This window comes from Pseudomonas sp. UM16 (assembly GCF_050312595.1).
Lineage (GTDB): Bacteria > Pseudomonadota > Gammaproteobacteria > Pseudomonadales > Pseudomonadaceae > Aquipseudomonas.
The window spans coordinates 51,914-72,306 of sequence record NZ_JBNPJT010000006.1 but is presented as its reverse complement, the minus strand read 5'-3'; the positions used below and the strand labels follow the sequence as shown (position 1 = coordinate 72,306).

General features: G+C 60.3%; 19 protein-coding genes and 1 pseudogene. 6 read left to right on the top strand and 14 right to left on the bottom strand.

Features of this window, described 5'->3' with window-relative positions; all coding sequences use genetic code 11:
* Window positions 1-55: 55 nt before the first annotated feature.
* The 4 genes from ACQRAX_RS08660 to ACQRAX_RS08645 form a co-directional block, all read right to left on the bottom strand.
* Window positions 56-1,954: an FTR1 family protein gene (locus ACQRAX_RS08660; protein ID WP_412040075.1), complete on the bottom strand. Its 1,899-nt coding sequence runs from the start codon at window positions 1,952-1,954 to the stop codon at window positions 56-58.
* A 210-nt stretch (window positions 1,955-2,164) separates the two neighbouring features.
* Window positions 2,165-2,797 carry a LysE family transporter gene (locus ACQRAX_RS08655; protein WP_412040076.1) on the bottom strand — a complete coding sequence of 211 codons (633 nt, stop codon included), beginning with the start codon at window positions 2,795-2,797 and terminating at the stop codon, window positions 2,165-2,167.
* 83 nt (window positions 2,798-2,880) lie between these two features.
* Window positions 2,881-3,468 carry a mechanosensitive ion channel domain-containing protein gene (locus ACQRAX_RS08650; RefSeq protein ID WP_412040077.1) on the bottom strand — a complete coding sequence of 196 codons (588 nt, stop codon included), beginning with the start codon at window positions 3,466-3,468 and terminating at the stop codon, window positions 2,881-2,883.
* Window positions 3,468-5,378 carry an ATP-binding cassette domain-containing protein gene (locus ACQRAX_RS08645; RefSeq protein ID WP_412040078.1) on the bottom strand — a complete coding sequence of 637 codons (1,911 nt, stop codon included), beginning with the start codon at window positions 5,376-5,378 and terminating at the stop codon, window positions 3,468-3,470. Before ACQRAX_RS08645 ends, ACQRAX_RS08650 begins: the two co-directional genes overlap by 1 nt.
* A gap of 50 nt (window positions 5,379-5,428) precedes the next feature.
* Here ACQRAX_RS08645 and ACQRAX_RS08640 point away from each other — a divergent pair, with 50 nt between their 5' ends.
* Entirely contained in the window at window positions 5,429-5,911 is a 483-nt protein-coding gene (locus ACQRAX_RS08640; protein ID WP_412040079.1) for a TIGR02444 family protein, read from the top strand.
* On the opposite strand, the gene ACQRAX_RS08635 is transcribed toward ACQRAX_RS08640, so the two are convergent.
* Window positions 5,887-6,951, bottom strand: coding sequence for an AlgP family protein (locus ACQRAX_RS08635; protein WP_412040080.1), 1,065 nt, complete (start codon window positions 6,949-6,951; stop codon window positions 5,887-5,889). The genes ACQRAX_RS08640 and ACQRAX_RS08635 overlap by 25 nt on opposite strands.
* A 226-nt stretch (window positions 6,952-7,177) precedes the next feature.
* On the opposite strand from ACQRAX_RS08635, the gene ACQRAX_RS08630 reads away from it, so the two are divergent.
* On the top strand, window positions 7,178-7,843 hold the full coding sequence (locus ACQRAX_RS08630) for an FKBP-type peptidyl-prolyl cis-trans isomerase (RefSeq protein WP_412040081.1): 666 nt from the start codon (window positions 7,178-7,180) through the stop codon (window positions 7,841-7,843).
* A gap of 16 nt (window positions 7,844-7,859) precedes the next feature.
* On the opposite strand, the gene rsd is transcribed toward ACQRAX_RS08630, so the two are convergent.
* The 8 genes and pseudogenes from rsd to ACQRAX_RS08590 form a co-directional block, all read right to left on the bottom strand.
* Complete coding sequence (rsd, locus tag ACQRAX_RS08625; RefSeq protein ID WP_412040082.1) at window positions 7,860-8,330, bottom strand: sigma D regulator; 471 nt, start codon at window positions 8,328-8,330, stop codon at window positions 7,860-7,862.
* Between the two features lie 223 nt (window positions 8,331-8,553).
* Window positions 8,554-9,072 carry a disulfide bond formation protein B gene (locus ACQRAX_RS08620; RefSeq protein WP_412040083.1) on the bottom strand — a complete coding sequence of 173 codons (519 nt, stop codon included), beginning with the start codon at window positions 9,070-9,072 and terminating at the stop codon, window positions 8,554-8,556.
* A gap of 216 nt (window positions 9,073-9,288) precedes the next feature.
* The gene (locus ACQRAX_RS08615) at window positions 9,289-10,527 is read right to left on the bottom strand and encodes a heme biosynthesis protein HemY (protein WP_412040084.1); all 1,239 of its coding nucleotides are present in this window, start codon (window positions 10,525-10,527) and stop codon (window positions 9,289-9,291) included.
* Complete coding sequence (locus ACQRAX_RS08610) at window positions 10,524-11,618, bottom strand: uroporphyrinogen-III C-methyltransferase (protein WP_412040085.1); 1,095 nt, start codon at window positions 11,616-11,618, stop codon at window positions 10,524-10,526. The genes ACQRAX_RS08615 and ACQRAX_RS08610 overlap by 4 nt, the downstream gene beginning before the upstream one ends.
* Before the next feature lie 45 nt (window positions 11,619-11,663).
* Window positions 11,664-12,431, bottom strand: a complete 768-nt coding sequence (locus ACQRAX_RS08605; RefSeq protein ID WP_412040086.1) for a uroporphyrinogen-III synthase — start codon at window positions 12,429-12,431, stop codon at window positions 11,664-11,666.
* Window positions 12,428-13,369 carry a hydroxymethylbilane synthase gene (gene hemC / locus ACQRAX_RS08600; RefSeq protein WP_412040087.1) on the bottom strand — a complete coding sequence of 314 codons (942 nt, stop codon included), beginning with the start codon at window positions 13,367-13,369 and terminating at the stop codon, window positions 12,428-12,430. Before hemC ends, ACQRAX_RS08605 begins: the two co-directional genes overlap by 4 nt.
* 117 nt (window positions 13,370-13,486) lie before the next feature.
* The gene (locus tag ACQRAX_RS08595) at window positions 13,487-14,233 is read right to left on the bottom strand and encodes a LytR/AlgR family response regulator transcription factor (protein ID WP_412040088.1); all 747 of its coding nucleotides are present in this window, start codon (window positions 14,231-14,233) and stop codon (window positions 13,487-13,489) included.
* Window positions 14,230-14,337, bottom strand: a pseudogene (locus ACQRAX_RS08590) (sensor histidine kinase); the annotation flags it as partial. The pseudogene ACQRAX_RS08590 and the gene ACQRAX_RS08595, both read right to left, overlap by 4 nt.
* Window positions 14,338-14,556: 219 nt before the next feature.
* Between ACQRAX_RS08590 and argH the strand changes: the two are divergent.
* A complete protein-coding gene (gene argH / locus ACQRAX_RS08585) occupies window positions 14,557-15,951 on the top strand; it encodes an argininosuccinate lyase (protein WP_412040089.1) in 1,395 nt (464 codons plus the stop codon).
* Between the two features lie 54 nt (window positions 15,952-16,005).
* Here the strand turns inward: argH and ACQRAX_RS08580 are convergent, their stop codons facing one another.
* Window positions 16,006-16,668, bottom strand: coding sequence for a glutathione S-transferase family protein (locus ACQRAX_RS08580; RefSeq protein ID WP_412040090.1), 663 nt, complete (start codon window positions 16,666-16,668; stop codon window positions 16,006-16,008).
* Window positions 16,669-16,815: 147 nt separating this feature from the next.
* Here ACQRAX_RS08580 and ACQRAX_RS08575 point away from each other — a divergent pair, with 147 nt between their 5' ends.
* The 3 genes from ACQRAX_RS08575 to ACQRAX_RS08565 all read left to right on the top strand — a co-directional run bounded on the left by ACQRAX_RS08575 (window position 16,816) and on the right by ACQRAX_RS08565 (window position 20,392).
* Window positions 16,816-17,100 carry a hypothetical protein gene (locus ACQRAX_RS08575; RefSeq protein ID WP_412040091.1) on the top strand — a complete coding sequence of 95 codons (285 nt, stop codon included), beginning with the start codon at window positions 16,816-16,818 and terminating at the stop codon, window positions 17,098-17,100.
* Window positions 17,101-17,184: 84 nt separating this feature from the next.
* Window positions 17,185-17,430, top strand: a complete 246-nt coding sequence (locus ACQRAX_RS08570; RefSeq protein ID WP_038615787.1) for a TIGR02647 family protein — start codon at window positions 17,185-17,187, stop codon at window positions 17,428-17,430.
* A 112-nt stretch (window positions 17,431-17,542) separates the two neighbouring features.
* Window positions 17,543-20,392 carry a class I adenylate cyclase gene (locus ACQRAX_RS08565; RefSeq protein WP_412040092.1) on the top strand — a complete coding sequence of 950 codons (2,850 nt, stop codon included), beginning with the start codon at window positions 17,543-17,545 and terminating at the stop codon, window positions 20,390-20,392.
* Window position 20,393 lies beyond the last annotated feature (1 nt).

Below are 20,393 nucleotides of genomic sequence, written 5' to 3'. Positions count from 1 at the left end.
AGTATCTGCGCTTCAGGGCTGCTTTGCACCGAACGCAGACCGGCGCCCACAACGATCAGCCAGCTGACACTCGACGCCTTTGCGCCAGGTAACTACGCCCGTACAACACGCAGATCGCCGCCAGCGCTACTGCCTGCGCAGCCAACGAGTAGGCATCGGCGTGAATACCCAACCAGTCGAACTCGAAGAACGGCACTGGCCGCGTACCGAACACCCCGGCTTCCTGCAAGGCTTTGACGCCGTGGCCGGCAAACACCACCGACAAGGCGCACAGCAAGGCGGCGTTGATGCTGAAGAACAACGCCAGCGGCAGCTTCGCCGAACCGCGCAAGATCACCCACGCCAACCCCACCAGCAACACCAGCGCTGTGGCACCACCGGCAAGCACCGCTTGATGTCCTGCAGGGCCGGCCTGCAGCCACAGGGTTTCATAGAACAGAATCACCTCGAACAGCTCGCGATAAACCGAGAAGAACGCCAGCAAGGCAAAGCCGAAGCGCCCGCCACCGCTGACCAGGCTGCTCTTGATGTAGTTCTGCCAGGCCGCCGCGTGCCGCCGATCGTGCATCCACACGCCCAGCCACAGCACCATGACGCTGGCGAACAACGCCGTGCAGCCTTCAAGCAGTTCGCGTTGTGCGCCTCCGACGTCGATGACATAGGCCGCCAGGGCCCAGGTGGCAAAACCTGCCACCAGTGCCAGAGCCCAGCCGATGTTGACACTGCGCACTGCTGACTGCTGCCCAGTGTTGCGCAGAAACGCGAGAATTGCCGCCAGCACCAGGATCGCTTCCAGACCTTCACGCAGCAGAATCAACAAGCCGGAGATGTAGCTCAATGACCAGCTCAGGCTATCGCCACCGAGCAACCCTGCGGCCTCCTTGAGCTTGGCCTTGGCGGCGTCCAGACGCTGACTCACCTGCTCAAGCGGCAAGCCGTCCTGCAACGACTGCCGGTAGGCCATCAACGATTTTTCCGTGTCTTTGCGCACGTTGGCATCGACGTTATCCAGCGAACTTTCAACTAACTCGAAGCCTTCCAGGTAGGCTGCAACCGACAAGTCATAGGCCTGCTCAGGATCGCCCGCCTGGTAGGCTGCCAGGCTCTTATCCAGCGTTGTTGCGGTGTAATCGAGCAACTGTGCCGGCCCCCGCTGGACCTGCGGAGGCTGGGCACGCTGGGCGCGGAACAGCGCTGCGGCCTCCGGCCCTTGCGCCGCTTCAACGTCCAACGGCGTCTGACGCGCCAGGTCTGCGAGGTTGTAGCGGGTATCGCCTTTCGCCTGGGCCGGATCAGCGCTGAAGCTGGCGATATAAGTGGCCAGGTCCCAGCGCTGACGCTCGTCGAGCTGGTCGGCAAAGGATGGCATGTCCGTGCCCTCGATACCTTGGCCCAAGGTGTTGTAGAGGTCGAACAGGCTCAGGCGAGCAAGGCGTTCGCTGCTACGCAGATTGGCCGGCGGCGGCTCGAGACCGACACCCGCCGGACCGTCACCGGCACCGCTGTCGCCATGACAGACTGAGCAATGCTGGGCATACAGCGGCGCACCGCGAGCAGGATCCGGGGTGATAATGGGCGCCTGGCTGACTTCATAAGCCACTGCCAGCTGCGCACCCAGCTGGCGGGCCTGACGAGCGACGCTGGCCCCGTCCTGGCGCTGATTGATTGCCTGACGCAGGTTCAGCACCCCCTGCTCCAACACTTGGCGCTCAGCGTGCGCTGGCAAGCCACTGATCAGGCCTTGCAGAACATCGGTGAATTCCAACTGCTCGCGGTACTCACCGTCATCCACCACCTTGCCCGCCTCGACCGTCGCCGGGTAATCAGCGCCGATGTAGTCGAGCAGGTGCAAAGCTTTCGCGGCGTCTTCGCCAGGGTCGGCCAACAGCGCAGTACTGCTCAGGGCCAGCAGCGGCCAGAGTAGCCAGGCGAGCAAGCGGGAACGGGGAATCATGAGCCAATCTCAAATAACAATGCGAGGTATTGCATTGTTCACTTCCATTGGCCATCGCTCAAGGTTTAGCAGGCAATCTCAGTAAAATTTAGTGACAAATTCATCTTCGGCGCCGCCAAAACAGCAAAGGCGACCTGAAGGAAGGTCGCCTTCTTCAATGCGCTGCCTGAAGTTGATTTTGTTGGGGTTGGCGGAGCCTGCCCCCAACATTCACACCGGCGTGCGGCGAATCGTTGCCAGCAGGGTCGCAGCGCCGAGAAACAACCCGGCAAAAGTCCGGTTCATTCGCCGCTGCTGCTTGGGCGTGCGCAACAAACGCAGCACACGGGCAGCGAGTCCGGTATAGCCAGCCATGACCAGCAAGTCGACGGTAATCATGGTTGCAGTAATGATCAGGTACTGCGGCAGCAGTGGCTCATGCGGGTTAATGAACTGCGGCAGGACCGCGAGCATGAAGACCAGCGCCTTGGGGTTGCTGACGTTGACCAGAAAACCGCGGAACACCAGGCTCAGCGGCTTGCCGATGGGCCGTACGGCAGACTCGTCGCTGAGGTTAGCTGGCAGCGCGCGCCACTGTTTGACGGCCAGGTAGACCAGGTAGGCAACGCCGAACCACTTGATGATCTGAAATGCAGTAGCGGAAGCTGCCAGCACCGCGCCAACGCCTGCGGCAATGATCGCGATCTGCAGCACCAGACCCAGTTGCAGGCCCAGAGCGTTCCAGTAGCCGCGCCAGAAGCCATACTGCAGGCCACAAGACATCGAGGCAATGGCCCCGGCGCCCGGTGACAGACTGATCACCCAGCAAGCGGCAAAAAATGCCAACCACGTTTCTAACGACATCGCGCACCTCGACCCTGGCTTGTCACAAAGTTCTAAGCTAGTGCGCTGATGAAAAAATAACCACGTTTTTTTAGTGCCGCCGATCAATTCCCTGCGCTTTTGTCTTCGCCCACCAGCGGCACCACTTCAGTACCGCGCCAGCGTCGCACCGATTTCTGGAAGAACTGGCTATTGGGCACCTGGACCAGCGCGCCACCGGTTTCCGGTAACTCGATCAAGGTGGTGAACAGCAAGTTGATGGCCACCACCCTGCCCTTCACGCCAGGCTTGTCGATGGTTTCCACCAGCTCGACCACATCGCCGATACGAAACGGCCCAACGGTGAAGATCAGCACCGCACAGAGCAAGTTCGACAACACGCTCCACATGGCGAAGAAGGCGACCGCCGCCACCGCAACGAAGCCGGACAAGGCCGTCCACAGCACCGTAGCAGACACCCCTAGGCGCTCGAGGACGAACACCAGGGCACTGCCCATGATCAGCCAGCGCAGGCCGCCGCGCACCGGCATCATCAGCTCCGGCGGTAACGGGTAGCGTTCACCTAGACGTTTCAGACAGCGCCCAACCAGACGCTGGAGGACAAAGGCGGCGCAGAGAATCAGAAGTATCTGCAGGCCCAGCCAGAATGGTGCAATCCATTCCGGCGGCACCGGCAACTGCAATGACGCCATCAAGACAACGCCTCCAGCTCCGCCTGCATGGTCTCCAACTGCTCGAGGGCGGCTATCCAGGCTTCTTCCAGTTCGGCTTCACGGACCTTGAGCTTGGCCTGCTGGGCCAGCAGGTCGCGCAGTTCATCCTTGCGTGCTGCCTCATAGACCGCGCTGTCGCCCAGGCTGGCGTCAACCTTCGCCAGTTGCTCATGCAGGCTGCCCAGCTCACGCTCAAGCTTGTCGGCTTCGCGTTTGTGTGGGGCCAGTTGCTGACGCAACGCGGCCGCCGCCTGACGTTGAGCTTTCTTGTCGGTCTTGTCGGCATTGACCGGCGCAGTACTCACCGGCGCATTGCGCTGACGGTACTCAACCAGCCAACGGGTGTAATCGTCGAGATCACCATCAAAGGTCTCGACCTTGCCGTCAGCCACCAGCAAGAAGTCATCGGTGGTGCTCTTGAGCAGGTGACGGTCGTGTGACACCACCAGTACCGCACCACTGAACTCCTGCAAGGCCATGGTCAACGCCAGGCGCATTTCCAGGTCCAGGTGGTTGGTCGGTTCGTCGAGCAGCAGCAGGTTCGGTCGTTCCCAGGCGATCAGCGCCAGCGCCAAGCGAGCCTTTTCGCCACCGGAAAAATTCAGCACCGGCTCATCGATACGCCCGCCACGGAAGTCAAAGCCACCAAGAAAGTCGCGCAGTGTTTGCTCACGCTCGGTGGGCGCCAGGCGCTGTAGGTGCAGCAAGGGGCTGGCTTTGTTATCCAGCGAGTCGAGCTGGTGTTGGGCGAAGTAACCAACGGAGAGGTTTTCACCGCGTACCAGGCGCCCGCCGAGCGGCTCCAGCTCACCGGCGAGGTTCTTGATCAGGGTCGATTTACCTGCGCCGTTAGGGCCAAGCAAACCGATCCGCGCACCCGGAGTCAGCTGCAGCTTGACCTTCTCCAGAATGGTCTTGTCACCATAGCCAAGGCGGCCTTCAGACAGGTCAAGCAACGGGCTGGAGATTTTCTCCGACTCGCGGAAAGTAAAGTCGAACGGCGAGTCGACATGCGCCGCCGACAACTCTTCCATGCGCTCCAGGGCCTTGATCCGGCTCTGGGCTTGACGCGCCTTGGTGGCCTGGGCCTTGAACCGGGCGATGTACTTTTCCATGTGCGCACGTTGGGCCTGCTGCTTCTCATAGGCCTGTTGCTGCTGCGCCAGACGCTCGGCACGCGTGCGTTCGAACGCGGTGTAGCCACCGCGGTAGAGGGTCAACTTGCACTGCTCGACATGGGCCACATGATCGACCACCGCGTCGAGGAAATCGCGGTCGTGGGAAATCAGCAACAGCGTGCCCGGGTAACCCTTGAGCCAGTCTTCCAGCCAGAGGATCGCATCCAGGTCCAAGTGGTTGGTTGGTTCGTCGAGCAACAGCAGGTCGGACGGGCACATCAGCGCCTGAGCCAGGTTCAGTCGCATCCGCCAGCCACCAGAGAAGTCACCAACACGGCGGTCCATCTGCTCGTTGGTGAAGCCCAGACCGGCTAGCAGCTTGCGTGCCCGGGCATCGGCAGTGTAACCGTCAGCGCTGTCGAGTTCGATATGCAGACGTGCCAGTGCAGTACCGTCATGGGCCGCTTCGGCTGCAGCAAGATCCGCCTGAACCTTGCGCAGGCGGACATCACCATCAAGTACATAATCGACAGCCAGCCGATCGAGCGTGTCGACCTCCTGGCGCATGTGCGCGATACGCCAGTCGGCCGGTAGCAGACAGTCGCCCGAGTCAGGCGTCAGCTCACCGCGCAACAAGGCAAACAGGCTGGATTTACCGGCGCCATTGGCACCGATGAGGCCGGCCTTGTGACCGGCGTGCAGGGTCAACTCAGCGCCTTCTAGCAGGCGCTGGGGACCACGCTGTAAAGTGAGGTTCGATAGTCTGATCATAATGGCCGCGGAGTCTACCAGCTTCGTCGGCAACTGGCGCGAGTGGGACCATGCACACCGACCTGTGGAATTTTGCCCTGAATCTTTACGCCCGCCCAGGCGTCGAGGCGGCTTGCCTGCAATGGCAGGATCAAGGTGGCGATGTCTGCCTGCTGCTCTGCGCGGCCTGGCTCAATGCACGCGGTGTAACAGCGAGCCAAGAACGGCTGCAAGCACTACGCGAGTTGGCCACTTGCTGGCAGACCGAGGTGATCAAACCGCTACGCAGTTTGCGCCAACAATGGCGCGACGCAGCCATGCAAGACCCACAACTGGCGAGTTTACGTGAGCGAGTGAAAGGGCTGGAGCTGGAGGCAGAGCGCGTTTTACTGGAGCGTTTGCAGGGAGCCTGTGAAGGCTGGGCAGCAACGGGGGAGTCGGCGGGTGACTGGCTGCACTACCTGGCACCAGCGAATGCCGGTGTGCAACACGACGCGCGGCATACGTTGCGCGCCGTGATGCAGTCGACTCAGGAGGCCGAGGATGGCGTCTGAGTTGGCGTTACCGAGGATGCAGGTGCAGTCGACGTGGTGCTCACCGGTGCAGTAACTGCCGGAGCAGACGTTGCAGCGGCTGATGTCGGCGCAACGGCTGGCTTGGCCACAACGGGCTGCGCGGAGGGTTTGGCAGCAGGCTTGGCAGGCGCTTTCGCAGCAGGTTTGGCCGCCGATTTAGCTGGTGCTTTTGCAGCAGGCCTGACTGGCGCTTTCGCTGCTACAGGCTTGGCTGCTGGTTTAGCTGGAGCTTTCACCGCTGCGGGTTTAGCTGCTGGTTTGGCTGGTGCTTTCGCCGCAACAGGTTTGGCTGCTGGTTTGGTTGCAGGCTTAGCTGCAGCAGTCCTGGCGACGGGCTTGGCTGCAGGCTTGGCAGCAGCAGTCCTGGCGGCGGGCTTGGCAGCTGGCTTGGCTGCTGGTTTGGCCGCAGCAACCTTGGCAGGTGCTTTTGCAGCAACGGGTTTAGCCGCCGCGGTTCTGGCGGCTGGCTTAGCGGGCGCTTTCGCGGTGGCTGGTTTGGCGGCGCTGCGTGCAGGCGCTTTTGCTGCGGGCTTGGCAGCGGCTTTAGCAGCCGGTTTAGCAGCGGCTTTGGCCGGAGCTTTGGCGGCTGGCTTGGCCGCCACAGGCGCAGGTTTGGCAGCACGCAGCGTCAGGGCCTTGGCTGCAGCTTCCTTGACCTTGCCAACACCCTGGGCCAGTTTCAGGCTTTCCTGGGCATCACGCTTGAGCTGCAAAATGTAGGTGCGCGTCTGCGACTGGCGCTCTTTGAGCGAGTCGAGCAACTCCTCGAGTTCAGCTGCTGAGGACTTGGCCTTGGCCTGTGCTTTGGCTTTTCCGGACTTAGCGGCATCCTGCAATTTAAGACGCGACTTGTGCAGTTTTTCTTGTGCCTTGCCACGTTGTTTTTCCAACTTGGCGAGCAGTTTTTCAGCATCAGCCAGCGCTTGCGAGCAGGCATTTTCCAAATGATCGAGCAGACTGCCCGAGAGTTGCTGGAGCAGGTGTAACGGCGTACTTACTGGCTTCTTATTGGCCGACATGGCTTACCTCCTGGCTGACGAGAGTGCGGCTCATACTATGCTTCTGCTGCTACCGCCGCTAGGGCATGTTGACAGTATTGAAGGCGCCGCGTTGCATGCCTGGGCAAAGTTGTTATCGCTGCAGCTGGAATCAAGTGTAGATGCTGTTCAATGTGTTGCTGATATTTACACAAAGTGGCGGGCCAAGGCTGGCATACTTTACTTCCGCTGAAGCAGGAGTGAGCCCGTGTCGCGCTATCTAGTATTTGCTCTTTTTCTACTGCCACCAGCGCTCATTGCAGCGCCTGCCAATACCTCTCAGAAAGACCATGATCTGGCCTACAGCATAGGCGCCAGCCTCGGTGAACGGTTGCGTACAGACGTTCCCGAGCTGCAACTGGAAGCGTTGCTCGAAGGGCTGCGCCAGGCCTATCAGAACAAGCCTTTAGCCCTGAGCAAAGAGCGCATGGCAGCGCTACTGAGTGAACATGAAACACACGCCAACGAGGCGGATCTACAGGCACGAAGCGAGCAGTTGCTGAGTGCGGAAAAACGTTTCATGGCAACCGAACGAGCACGTCCAGGTGTGCGCGAATTAGCCGCAGGCATTCTGGTAACCGAACAGGCAAAAGGCACTGGCGCCACACCTGCGGCAAAGGGAAAAGTGCAGGTTCGCTATGTCGGCAAGTTGCCTGACGGCACAGTTTTCGATCAGAACCAACACGCGCAATGGTTCAGTCTCGAGAGTGTGATCGAAGGATGGCAAATAGCATTGCCTGAGATGGCCAGCGGATCGAAGTGGCGCCTGGTGATTCCGTCAGCCCAGGCGTATGGCGCCGAAGGCGCGGGCGACCTGATTGCGCCCTTTACGCCGTTGGTGTTTGAGATCGAGCTACTCGACGTGGCCAACTGAAACGTTGGCGCACCGATCAAGCCTGCACTTCAGCCTCTTCGCTGTGCGCGTTGTGCAGTACTTCGATCAGGCAGTCTTCAAGCTCAAAGCGTTCATGAAGCAGGCTGCCCAACTCGTTGAGCTTTTTCGCGAAACGCTCTGGATCGTTGCAATCGCCTTTGTCGCAATGATCGTTGAAAGCCGAGGCAATCTCGGTAATCGCATCAATACGCGGGCTGATCTGTGTGGCCAGTTCCAGGCCGCGGGTGTCGCCAAAGGCTTTGGCTTCGCTGACTAGTTGCTCGCTCACTTCAAAATGCCAGGCCGATACATAATCGATCAGCACCGCACAGAAGTCGCGGTTCTTGTCCTTGTCGGCGAAAGCCGGCTTGGCATCGCGTAACTCACGGAAAGCCGTCACCAGCTCTGCACGCTCGTCCAACCAGCGGTCAATGAGCTTGTGAACCCCACCCCAGCGTTCCTGAGCATTCTGACAACTATCTAGCATGGCGATCTCTTCCCTTCTGGGTAATGCCCCTGCCCCCGCTCGCAAGAGTGCAAGCAAAGGTAACGTCAGCAGGGCAGCATCGAGCAGCTGTGTTTTCGGTATGCGTGCAGGGAGATTATTCCCGTGCGCCCTAGGCTTCAAGGTACGCAGGCGACAAAGTTCATACAAGTGTTTAATCCCACTTGCTGTTGCCGCCGGTCGTTTGCACTCGCAACCACTCGCTTCAGTTTTTTACTCGACAGCTGATCACCGAACGCCCGTGGACCAACAGGCGAAAGACCAGGAGTGCGGCCAACAGCACAAACGACAGCAAGCTCCATTCAGGAATCGTCAGATCGAGAAAACTCCAGTTGATCGGTACGCAATCAGGGCTGCCAAACACCATGATTTTAAGCAACTGGCTCAGGGGCAGGTTCTCGATGAAGTAGCTCAAGGCGGGTTCGCAGCCAATGTTCACCGGCGGCGTGCTCTGCAACCACACATGCCTGGCCGCGAGCAGCCCTCCAGCTGTTGCGCAGCACAGCGCCAGCGCCGCATAAATGCGTGTGCCGAGGTATCCCGGGGCTTGCACCACGGCGCACAGGCAGCTCAACACATAACCCGCCAACAACAGCCGCTGGCTGTAGCACAGCGGACACGGCTGCAACGCCATACCCCACTCAAGATAGAACGCAGCAGCGAGCATCAGCACCGAGACCAGCAACGCCGGAAGGAACATAGAACGCAAGCGGGCCAACGACATGGTAGTTCCGGAATCGACAAAGACAGGCTTTAACGGTAGAGGAAAGCCGCGCCTTGTTTCAAGGCACTACATTTAGGATAAGTCGTTGAACAGCAAAGGAATATTCGTAAAGTCAGCCAGATATAGCCTCAGCTATCGAGAGGCCTCGCCGCAAGATCGCGTAGGAGTTTTCGTCAGAACCTTGGGCTTGCGGTTTTGCGCAAGCCCAAGGGTAGCTCAAGCTCGAACAGCCTCAGGCAGCGGCAATGCCAGCAGACGCTCATCCAGCAGGCCTAGCCCCTCCTGGAACAACTGATTGCTGCGCTCGGTATCCCCCAACCCAGCCAACAGTCGCGCCAGTTCAGCACAGGCCTCGGGATTGCGCTGCAGGCGCAAGCTGCTTTCCAGGTAATCGCGGGCTTTGCCCCACAAGCGGTTTTGCAGACTCAGCCGGCCCAAGGTGAGCAACAGGCTTGGATCATCGCTATGCTGCTTCAACCAGCCTTCGGCGGTTTGCAACTGGCGGGCCAGATCGGCTCCGCGCACCAGGCCATAAAGTCGTGCCAAGTGACTTTCGTACTGACGCTTGATCGCCGTGCGCAGGACCTCTTCGGCCTCGCTCTCAGCGCCCAGCTGGCGTAGCTGTTCAGCGTAGGCCAGCACCAACTGCGGCTCCTGACGCTGGGCGGCAGTGAGCTGTTGCCAGGCCCGCTCCAGAGACTGACGGGCACTCTGTTCTTCGCCTTCACGGCTGGCGGCCAGGCTCAGGTTTTCACCCCAGGCACGACGCTCCAGTTCCGCCAGCTCAGCTGCGGGCAATACCTTATCCTTGCGCAGCTCCGGCAACATGCGGATCAGAGCTGACCAGTCACCACGTTCGCGGTACAGCCGTTGCAACAAGCGCAGCACCTGCGCGTTATGCGGATGACGCTCCTGCATGGCCTGCAAGGTAACCAAGGCCGCATCGCTTTCACCCTGATCCATCTGCATCTGAGCATGGCTCAAGGCAATGGCCAGTTCCGCTTGCGGCTGGCGCTCCAGTGCTCGCTCCAGCAGGTTGTCACGGTCTTCGATACGGCCCAGTTCGTTAGCCGCCCGCGCCGCACCCAGGTAGTACAGCAACGGTTGACGCTCGGCTTCGGCGGCGCGTTGCAGGTGGCGCTGGGCGCTGGCCCAACGCCCTTCGGCGAGATCCAGTTGCCCTTGCTCAATGGCCAGCCGTGTACGTCGGCTGCGGTTACGCCGCGACCACGGATTGACCACGCCGCTGGACGTCAGCACCAGGCTGACCAGATAACGCACCAACAGTACCGTCAGGATGATACCTGCCAATACCGCCAGCGCCGCCCAAAGACCCGATTGATAACGAAAACTGCCATAGGAAATCAGCACATAACCGCTGTGTTTGGCGATCGCGATCCCGAGCGCGGCAGCAGCGGCAATGGCCACCACCGCCAACAGGTAGACGCGTTTCATGGCTTGGCCTCCTCGGCGGGCAGGTGCCGACGCTCAAGGTATGCCTGAACCGCACCGAGGCTGTCCGCCAGGTCCGGAACTACCACAGACACCGGTTCTTCGGCCAAGGCATTGAGGCTGTCGAGCATCGCCTTGCTCTGCGGGTTATCCGCATTGAAATTGGCCAGCAGCACACTGCGGGCATCGTCCAGCGCCTGGGTGTAGACCTTCGCTTCACCATTGAGCGCTGCCCACTGGGCCTGCTGGAGGGTCAGGCTGAGGGCCAGGCGCAGTTGGTTGAGCGACTGCCCGGCGAGCAATGGTCGAACGTTCTCATCGGCATTGAAGTCGATCTGGAAGTACTTGGACAACTCCGCCCACCACTGCGACCAGCGACTGGCGCCATCGCCATCGGCGGTCAAGGCGCCCAGGGCATCGGCATTGCTGTCGAACTCCGGTGACACAGCACTGAGTTGCTGCACCAACTCACGCTGGGCCGCCAGTTTCAAGAACAACCCGGTACGGTCCGGTTGCTGAACACTGTTGAGGGTGGCCAGGCTTTTGGCCAATTGCTCACGGGCGGCGAAGGCTCCCGGATCGCTTTGCTCACGCAAGATATCATCGGCACCCTGGACCAGCGCACGAGCGCTGACGATGTCTTGCAAGGCAGACAAGCGCAGGCTGGCCAAACGCAGCAAATGCTCGGCCTCAGCCAGACGCCAATCCTTGCGGCTGGCACCAAGAACGGTTTCCAGGCGCTGGCTCAGGCGCTGTTGATCACCCTGCAGCTGCGCCACCAGACGGCGGCGGTCTTCCAGCTCGCTGGCAGCCGGCAAGGCCGCCAACTGCGTCGACATCTGCTGCTCACGTAATTGCAGTGCCTGGGTCTTTTCGCCTAGGGACTGCAGGTACTGGCCCTGGCCTTGTTCAGCACCCTGAAGCTGGCGCACTTGCCAAACGCCCCAGCCACCGACGGCAACGCCCGCGGCACCGAGCAACAAGGCCAGGATGGCCAGGCCATTGGTCGAACGTTTTTCCGGCTTGGCGGCGGAGGGTTCAGACGCTTCTGGCGTCGCTTGCAAGTCATCGTTGGGCAAGACAGTTTCGCTCACGTATCCATCCTTTGCATTGGGCTCGTCGCCAATCAGCTTAGCGCTTCAGAGAGCAGGTGCAGGCAATTGCTGCAGTGCCGTCAACAATGCCGCGGCACTGGCACCGCGACAATCCACTACATTCTGCGCCCCGGCATCCCGGGCTTGCGCGGCAACTCGCGGGCTAGGCACAAACAGCGGCAGCTGGGCCAGCTGCGACCATTGATCCCCGGCCAGTTGCCGCAAGTGTTCAAATCCCTGCCCACTGCTGACCACCAGGCCATTCAGGCGTTCCCCGACAACACGCGCAGACAAAGCACCGTGCGGGTAGGTTGGCAGATTGCGGCGGTAGAGTTGCAGATAATCGACACTAGCACCTTGCTCGGCGAGACGCTCGGCGAGCATTTCGCGACCGCCTTCGCCACGCATGATCAATACCCGTGGCGCCGGCCCGGCAATGGCTTGATGCAGCGCGGGTAGTTGCAGCAGTGCTTCGCTGTCATCACCCGCCGCTGGATAGCTGACCAGACAGCCATGGGCCTGGAGAATCTGCGCAGAGGCAGCCCCCACGGTAAACCAGGCCTGCGGCGGCAGCTGTGGCCAAAAACGGGAAAGTTCTGCCAACCCAAGTCGCGCAGCCGGTTTGCTCACCACAATAATCGCCGCGTAACTATCAAGCGTACGCAACAGGCCAAGTTGCGGCTCATCCAGGCTCAGCGCCTCGATTTCCAGCAACGGCAGGCTGCTGCTGGCAACGCCTTGTTCGGCCAACACCTGGGCCAGCGCAGTGCATTCTTGCGCTGGCCGAGTCAGGAGCAGGCGCCAACTGCTCACGGGTGACCGGCCTCGCCATAAACGGCCTTGAGAATTTCTTCGGCGCCTTGTTCGAGCAGGTCCTGAGCAACCTCCACGCCCAAGGCCTCAGCAGCGATACGCGGGGCACGGGCTTGAGCAGTCAGCAGTTTGCCGCCGCTCGGCTCCCCGACCAGGCCACGCAACCACAGTTGATCGCCTTCGAGCACGGCATAACAGGCGATTGGCACCTGACAACCGCCATTGAGGTGCTTGTTCAACGCACGCTCAGCCGTTACCCGGTCGGCGGTGTCCTGGTGGTGCAGCGGCGCCAGCAAGGCATGGATCTGGTGGTCGGCACTGCGGCACTCGATGCCCACCGCGCCCTGGCCACCGGCAGGCAAGCTGTCGTCGACACTGATGGCGCAGGTGATGCGATCTTCGAAACCAAGACGGATCAAACCGGCAGCGGCGAGGATGATCGCATCGTATTCACCAGCATCAAGCTTGGCCAGGCGGGTATTGACGTTGCCCCGCAGGAAACGAATTTCCAGATCAGGGCGGCGGGTCAGCAGTTGGGCCTGGCGGCGCAGGCTGGAGGTACCCACGATGCTGCCAGCAGGCAACTCATCGAGGCTTTTGAAGGTATTGGAAACAAAGGCGTCACGCGGGTCTTCGCGCTCGCAAATGCAATACAGGCCGAGCCCCTCGGGAAAGTCCATGGGCACGTCTTTCATCGAATGCACAGCGATGTCAGCCTGGTTTTCCAGCAATGCGGTTTCCAGTTCCTTGACGAACAAACCCTTGCCACCAATCTTCGACAACGGCGAATCGAGCAGCTTGTCGCCGCGACTGACCATCGGAACCAAGGTAACCAGCAGACCAGGGTGAGCCTGCTGCAGACGAGCTTTGACGTATTCGGCCTGCCACAGGGCAAGGGCACTTTTACGCGTGGCAATGCGGATTTCACGAGTGGACATGGATCGATCCGTACAAAGATAGATGTAACGGATGATAACAGCTCAATCCGACCCGCTTGCAGATCTATGTCATAGGAGAAATAACCTTCCCTGGTAAGAATATTCTCCGAGCTCGGCCTAAAGCTGCTGCATCATCTTGCGTACACCAGCCACATGGCGACGGCTGACAATCAGCGCATCACCATTGAGCCCCTTGAGAAACAGCTGAAAATGCCCCAGCGGCGTGCGTTGCAAACGCTCGATACGATTGCGCGCGACCAGCGCATTGCGGTGAATACGCACGAAGCGATCACCAAACTCGTCCTCCAGTGCCTTGAGTGGCTCATCCAAGAGCACCTCGCCGGCCTCGTGGCGCAAGGTCACATACTTGTGGTCGGCGATGAAGTAAATCACTTGATCCAGGGGAATCAGCTCGATGCCTTTGCGGGTCCGCGCACTGATATGGCTACGCGGCCCACTGCCGCTCTCAGCAGCCGGCCGCGTCAGCGCCGCCAACTGCACCCGGTTGGGACGCTCTGCCTTCCTCAACGCTTCACGCAGAGGTTCGGCCTCTACCGGCTTGAGAACGTAACCCAGCGTACTGTCCGTGAAGGACTCCACCGTGAATTCGTCAGCACCGGTACAGAACACCACGGCCGGCGGGGCTTCGCGCTCACACAGGCGAGCGGCGACCTGGAGTCCATCCAGGCCCGGCATGCGGATGTCGAGCAGGACCACCTCAGGTTTGAGGCTGTCAATCAGGGCTAGAGCCTCTTCGCCATTGGTGGCGCTGGGCTCCAGTACTGTGTAGCCAGCCAGGTCGCCAAGTAGTCGGCTCAGGCGTTCCCGGGCTTGGGGTTCGTCATCAACGATCAGGACATTCATATAGCGCTGGATTCCTGCGTGAGTCTCGCACAAGGGTAGCGTAGACGGGTGAGGTGACTACCGTCACGGCGATCCACGCTCAGACTCGCACGATGGCTAAAGATTCACTGGTTCGGCAGGAAACATGCCGATCCTCTGTCCAACTGTAGACGGTTGCCGGAACGCTGCCGTTCAATCGATAAATATCCTGTTGTGAGCGTGCTGTCGCGTGTCTCTTGCGCGACATATTCACGCACTTGCGCCGACCGCTGTCCTACGGCACGGACCCCAACCCTGTTATCATCGACACCACTTTTCCGTTCACGCCTTCAACGAGTGAATCCATGAGCACCGACAAGACCAATCAGTCCTGGGGCGGCCGCTTCAGTGAGCCCGTCGACGCCTTCGTCGCCCGTTTCACCGCCTCCGTCAATTTTGACCAGCGCCTGTACCGCCACGACATCATGGGTTCGATCGCCCACGCCACCATGCTGGCGAAGGTCGGCGTGCTCAGTGACGCCGAACGCGACACCATCATCGATGGCCTGAAGACCATCCAGGGCGAAATCGAAGCCGGTAACTTCGACTGGCGCGTCGACCTTGAAGACGTGCACATGAACATCGAAGCACGCCTGACCGACCGCATCGGCATCACCGGTAAAAAACTGCACACCGGCCGCAGCCGCAACGATCAGGTCGCCACCGATATTCGCCTGTGGCTGCGCGACGAGATCGACCTGATCCTGGCCGAGATCACTCGCCTGCAGAAAGGCCTGCTGGAGCAAGCCGAGCGCGAAGCCGAGACCATCATGCCCGGTTTCACCCACCTGCAGACCGCCCAGCCGGTGACGTTCGGTCACCACCTGCTGGCCTGGTTCGAAATGCTCAGCCGCGACTACGAGCGTCTGGTCGACTGCCGCAAGCGCACCAACCGCATGCCTCTGGGCAGCGCCGCACTGGCGGGTACCACCTACCCGATTGATCGCGAACTGACCTGCAAACTGCTGGGTTTTGAAGCGGTGGGCGGTAACTCGCTGGACGGCGTCTCCGACCGCGATTTCGCCATCGAATTCTGTGCAGCGGCCAGCGTGGCGATGATGCACCTGTCGCGCTTCTCCGAAGAACTGGTGCTGTGGACCAGCGCCCAGTTCCAGTTCATCGACCTGCCCGACCGCTTCTGCACCGGCAGCTCGATCATGCCGCAAAAGAAAAACCCGGACGTTCCGGAGCTGGTGCGCGGTAAGACTGGTCGTGTGTTCGGCGCCCTCACCGGCCTGCTGACCCTGATGAAAGGCCAGCCACTGGCTTACAACAAGGACAACCAGGAAGACAAAGAGCCACTGTTCGACGCCGCCGACACTCTGCGCGACTCGCTGCGGGCCTTTGCTGACATGATTCCGGCGATCAAGCCACGTCATGCGATCATGCGCGAAGCTGCTCTGCGCGGCTTCTCCACCGCCACCGACCTGGCTGATTACCTGGTGCGTCGTGGCCTGCCGTTCCGTGACTGCCACGAGATCGTCGGCCATGCGGTCAAATACGGTGTCGATAGCGGCAAGGACCTGGCTGAAATGAGCCTGGAGGAACTGCGCCGCTTCAGCGACCAGATCGAACAAGATGTGTTCGCTGTGCTGACCCTTGAAGGTTCGGTCAACGCCCGCAACCACATCGGCGGCACGGCACCAGCCCAGGTGCGCGCTGCCGTTGCGCGCGGCCAGGCCCTGCTGGCCAGCCGCTAAGTCGTATATGCACAGGCTCGTCGGCGTCCTGCCGCGAGCCTGCTGCGCTATCCGTTAGCGCTTGCCGCTACGCACCATTTCGAGGAATGCAGGCATCTGCGCTTCCTTGTCAGCGTTGATTTTCACCACGTTGGGATTTTCCTTGAACTGCTTGAGCAGCGCCTTGGCCTGGGGGAAATCTGCCAGCAAGTCCATGTCGAAAACATCTTTGCCCACTGCGCCCGCCAGATCGAGGCTGAAGCAGAACAGCATGTCAGCGATGGTCATCTCGCTGCCGGCAACATAGGGTGCGAACGAGCCGTTGCGCTTGAGCGTCTCGACCCCCGCCAGCAACTCGACCTTGGCTTTGTCCTTGATAGCCGAATCGACCTTCATGCCGAAGAAGGCTTCGGGGTAGCAGGCGCGGGCAGGCAACTCGATGTATAGCTCGATTTCTTTGGCCAGCTCGCGCACCTTGGCCTGGGCAAAAGCATCAGCCGGGAGCAACGCTTTACCAGGCTGGGTCTGCTCGATGTACTCGAGGATCAGGTTGGTCTCACTGAGATAGCCCTGTTCAGTCTCCAGCACCGGCACCTTGCCGCGGGGGCTGACTTTCAACGCTTCCGGGCTCTGGCCGCCGAAGAACAACACCTCCTCGAAGGCAATGCCCTTTTCCAGCAGCGCCAGTTTGACCATGTTGTAGTAGTTGCTGACTGCAAATCCATGAAGCTTGAGCATGAAACAGCCTCCAGGCCGTAAAGGGGTTGGCCCGAGAGTTATAGACCCAAGTGCAGGACACTGACCAGCATCATACTGATGGTCGATAGCAAGGCATTGGCGCTTGGCTCGTGGCAAACTGAGCATCCCCTCAAGAGGAGATCGCCCATGAGCGAGCCAACCGATATCGACAGCGACGAAGAAGAATTCGCCGAGTCGACCCTGATCGAAGCGATCGAAAACCAGATCGAAAGCGACAACCCGCCTGCCGCCAAAGCCATTTTCAACAAACTGACCCTGGTCGGTTACGAACGCGAAGACATCCTCAACCTCATGGCCCACGTATTGGCCTATGAGATTGACGCGATGCTCGAAGAAGACCGCGCATTCAATACACAATGGTACGAAACCGCTTTGCGCGCCCTGCCCGAGCTGCCGCCGGAAAAGGACTGAAGCAAAGCAGGATTTCCCTGACTACACTGCAAAACCAGGCACCGGCGACGGTGCTGCCCTCCTTGTCTGGAAGTCGGAGTCTCTATGTCGTTTACCCCCGAACTGATTGCCGAGCTGGAAGTCCTTGCCCTGTTCAACCTGGATAGCAGCCAGGAAGGCATCAAGGTCCATAACACTGCCTCCAAAGAGCTCATTGCCGCAGCCCAACGCCTGTACGACAAACAACTGACCGACCAGCCTGATGGCGGTTATCTGACCAGCCTGGGGCATGATGCTGCCGAGCACGCGCAGCAGCTGCTGACCATCCTGAACGTCGCCCAGCCGGCCTGATACTAATGTGTGGGAGCGGATGAATCCGCTCCCATTGCGTTGGTAAAATGGCGTCAAAATTCATATAACGCTTAAACTCGCCATTGCTTCCCCACGCCGGTTGTAGCTCGCAATGAACCACCCCCACGAAATTCGCCCCGACCTCGACCAGGGCATTGACCGCAAGGTTCTCAGCCAGTTGCGTCAACGTTTTTTGACCCTCAACCAAGGGCGACTAACGCGGGCCATGGAGGGGTTTTCCAGCCGTCAGCAACTGGTCCTGACCCTGTTGCCGCTGTTTTTCCATGTCAACCATCCACTGTTGCCCGGTTATGTCTCGGGAACCACGCCAGCCGGCGTAACAGGCTTTGAGCCGGACGCACAGTTACTGGCCGAAGCCCAGCGCCTGACCCGCTCGTTCTCTTACAAGGCACGTCGTGGCAATCCGCCACAACCGATTCACGGCCTCTACCTGATGGGCAGCCTGGGGACGCTGGCACAGGCCGAGCAGAGTGATATGGATGTCTGGGTCTGCCATGCGGCAGATCTGAGTGACGGCGAACTGGCAGAACTGCGCAAAAAATGTCTGCTGCTGGAAAGCTGGGCCGCCAGTCAGGGCGCCGAGGCCCATTTGTTTCTGATCGAGCCCGAGAGCTTCGTTCAAGGTGAACGTGACAGCCAGCTCAGTTCCGACGACTGTGGTACCACCCAGCACTATCTACTGCTCGACGAGTTCTATCGCACCGCTATCTGGCTAGCCGGGCGCACGCCGCTTTGGTGGCTGGTGCCAGTCTATGAAGAACAGCGCTATTGCCAATACATCGAAACCCTTCTGTCCAAGCGTTTCGTACGCCCTGAAGACCACCTCGACCTTGGTCATCTGGCGCATATTCCTCCGGGTGAATTTGTCGGGGCCGGGCTCTGGCAGTTGTTCAAGGGCATCGAGTCACCCTACAAGTCAGTGCTCAAGCTGTTGCTGACAGAGGTGTATGCCAGCGAACACCCGCAAGTGCAGTGCCTGAGCCTGCAGTTCAAACAGGCGGTGTTTGCCAATCACCTCGACCTTGACGAGCTGGACCCGTACATGATGGTCTACCGGCGCATCGAGCAGTACCTGCAAGGGCGCGGTGAACACCAGCGTCTGGAGCTGGTACGTCGCAGTCTGTACCTGAAAGTGAACAAAAAACTCAGCGGTCTGCCCCGACAGCGCAGCGCCAGCTGGCAGCGCGCTCTGCTACAGCGACTGAGTCAGGAATGGGGCTGGGACGAGCGCCAACTGGCGCTACTCGACAGCCGTAGCCAGTGGAAAGTCCGCCAGGTAGTGGTGGAACGCCGAGAGCTGGTGGCCGAGCTGAACTACAGCTACCGCTTCCTATGCCAGTTTGCCCGCAGCCAGAACGCCACCAGCCGCATTGGCCAGCGCGACCTCAGCGTCCTAGGCCGGCGCTTGTATGCCGCGTTCGAGCGCCGCGCCGGCAAGGTTGAGTTCATCAATCCGGGTATTGCCCCGGACCTGGCCGAAGACACCCTGACCCTGGTCCAGTCCCCGAATCGCAAAGAGCCGGGGCAAACCCACTGGGGTCTGTACAACGGCAATCTGGGCGTTCACGAGTGGGAGCATTTCGCCCCGATCAAGCGTTGCCGCGAACTGCTTGAGCTGCTGACCTGGGCCCACCGCAACGGCGTGATCGACAGCAGTACACGTCTGGCCTTGCACCCAGGCAGCAGTGACCTGAGTGAATACGAGCTGTTCAACCTGCTTGGCAGCCTGCAACAGAGCATTGCCCTGCCCTTGCCGACGGTTAGCGAGCAACGCTTGCTACAGCAGAGTGTGGCGGACGAAATCCTCTTGCTGGTCAACGTCGGCATCGACCCGCTGCAGCATCATCGTGACCTGAACATCCTGATGACAACCGAACGCACCGACTCGCTGAGCTACGCCGGGGTACGCGAGAACCTGGTGCTGACCCTGGACCAGGTCACTCTCAACAGCTGGAACGAGGTTCAGGTCCACCGTTACGATGGCGAGCATGCCTTGTTGCGCTGCCTGCGCGACTACCTCAACAGCTTGGGGAGCTCCAGCCACCGGCCACGCCTGCGCGTACGCTGCTTTTGCCACAACCGGGCCCAAGCCATCGCCCAGCGGGTCGAGGACGTCTTCATCACCGTCCAGGCGCTGCTCGCCGAGAACCTCAATTATCGCTACCTGTTGCAGGTTCAGCAGCACAACCATGTGCTGGAACTACAGGCAGGCGCGGTGAACCTGGTCACCCTGGATGATCAGGACGCAGTGTTGCACTACCTCGGCGAAGAGCGCAGTGACTACAGCCCCCTGCACCTGGACGCCAACGCCCTGCAAGAACTCGACCTGGCTCAGCTTCTGCCGTTGGGCCAGCCGCAGAGCATCCAGTTGTTCTACCGCGTGCAGGACGCCTGGGCGGACATCTACGTACTGGATGAGTACAACGCACTCTGGCTGCAGCGCCTGCCGTTCCACGATGAAAGCAGCCTGCTACTGCCACTGCAGCGCTTCTTGCAATCGATCGTGTTTCGTCGGGAGGCACGCCTGCCGCTGGACAGCCTGCAGGCCCAAGGCTCACTGGATGTGCTTTATTACCAATTATTGCCATCAGGCACGGGCAAGGTCCGCCAGATCGAAGCGCGCCAGGTCCAGGTTAAGACCATCGACAGACCTTACTATGAAGTGCAGGCCATTTTGCAGGCAGGCGCCAGCGACGACCTGCAGGTCACGCTGTACTGCAATCAGCGGGAGTTTTCCGAACTTGAGCATGGCGACCAGCTTTACACCGTGGTCGCCCGCGAGATCATCGAGCAGCGCCGTGGGGCCGAACACTACCGTTGTTACATCACCGACCTGGACCTGTCCGGTGTGCTGGCTGACGGTCTGGGCTCGAGCATTCTCTATCTGCGCTACAAGAGTGAGTTGGAGCGCGCGCTCAACGAGGCCCTGGCGCAGGCTTGAG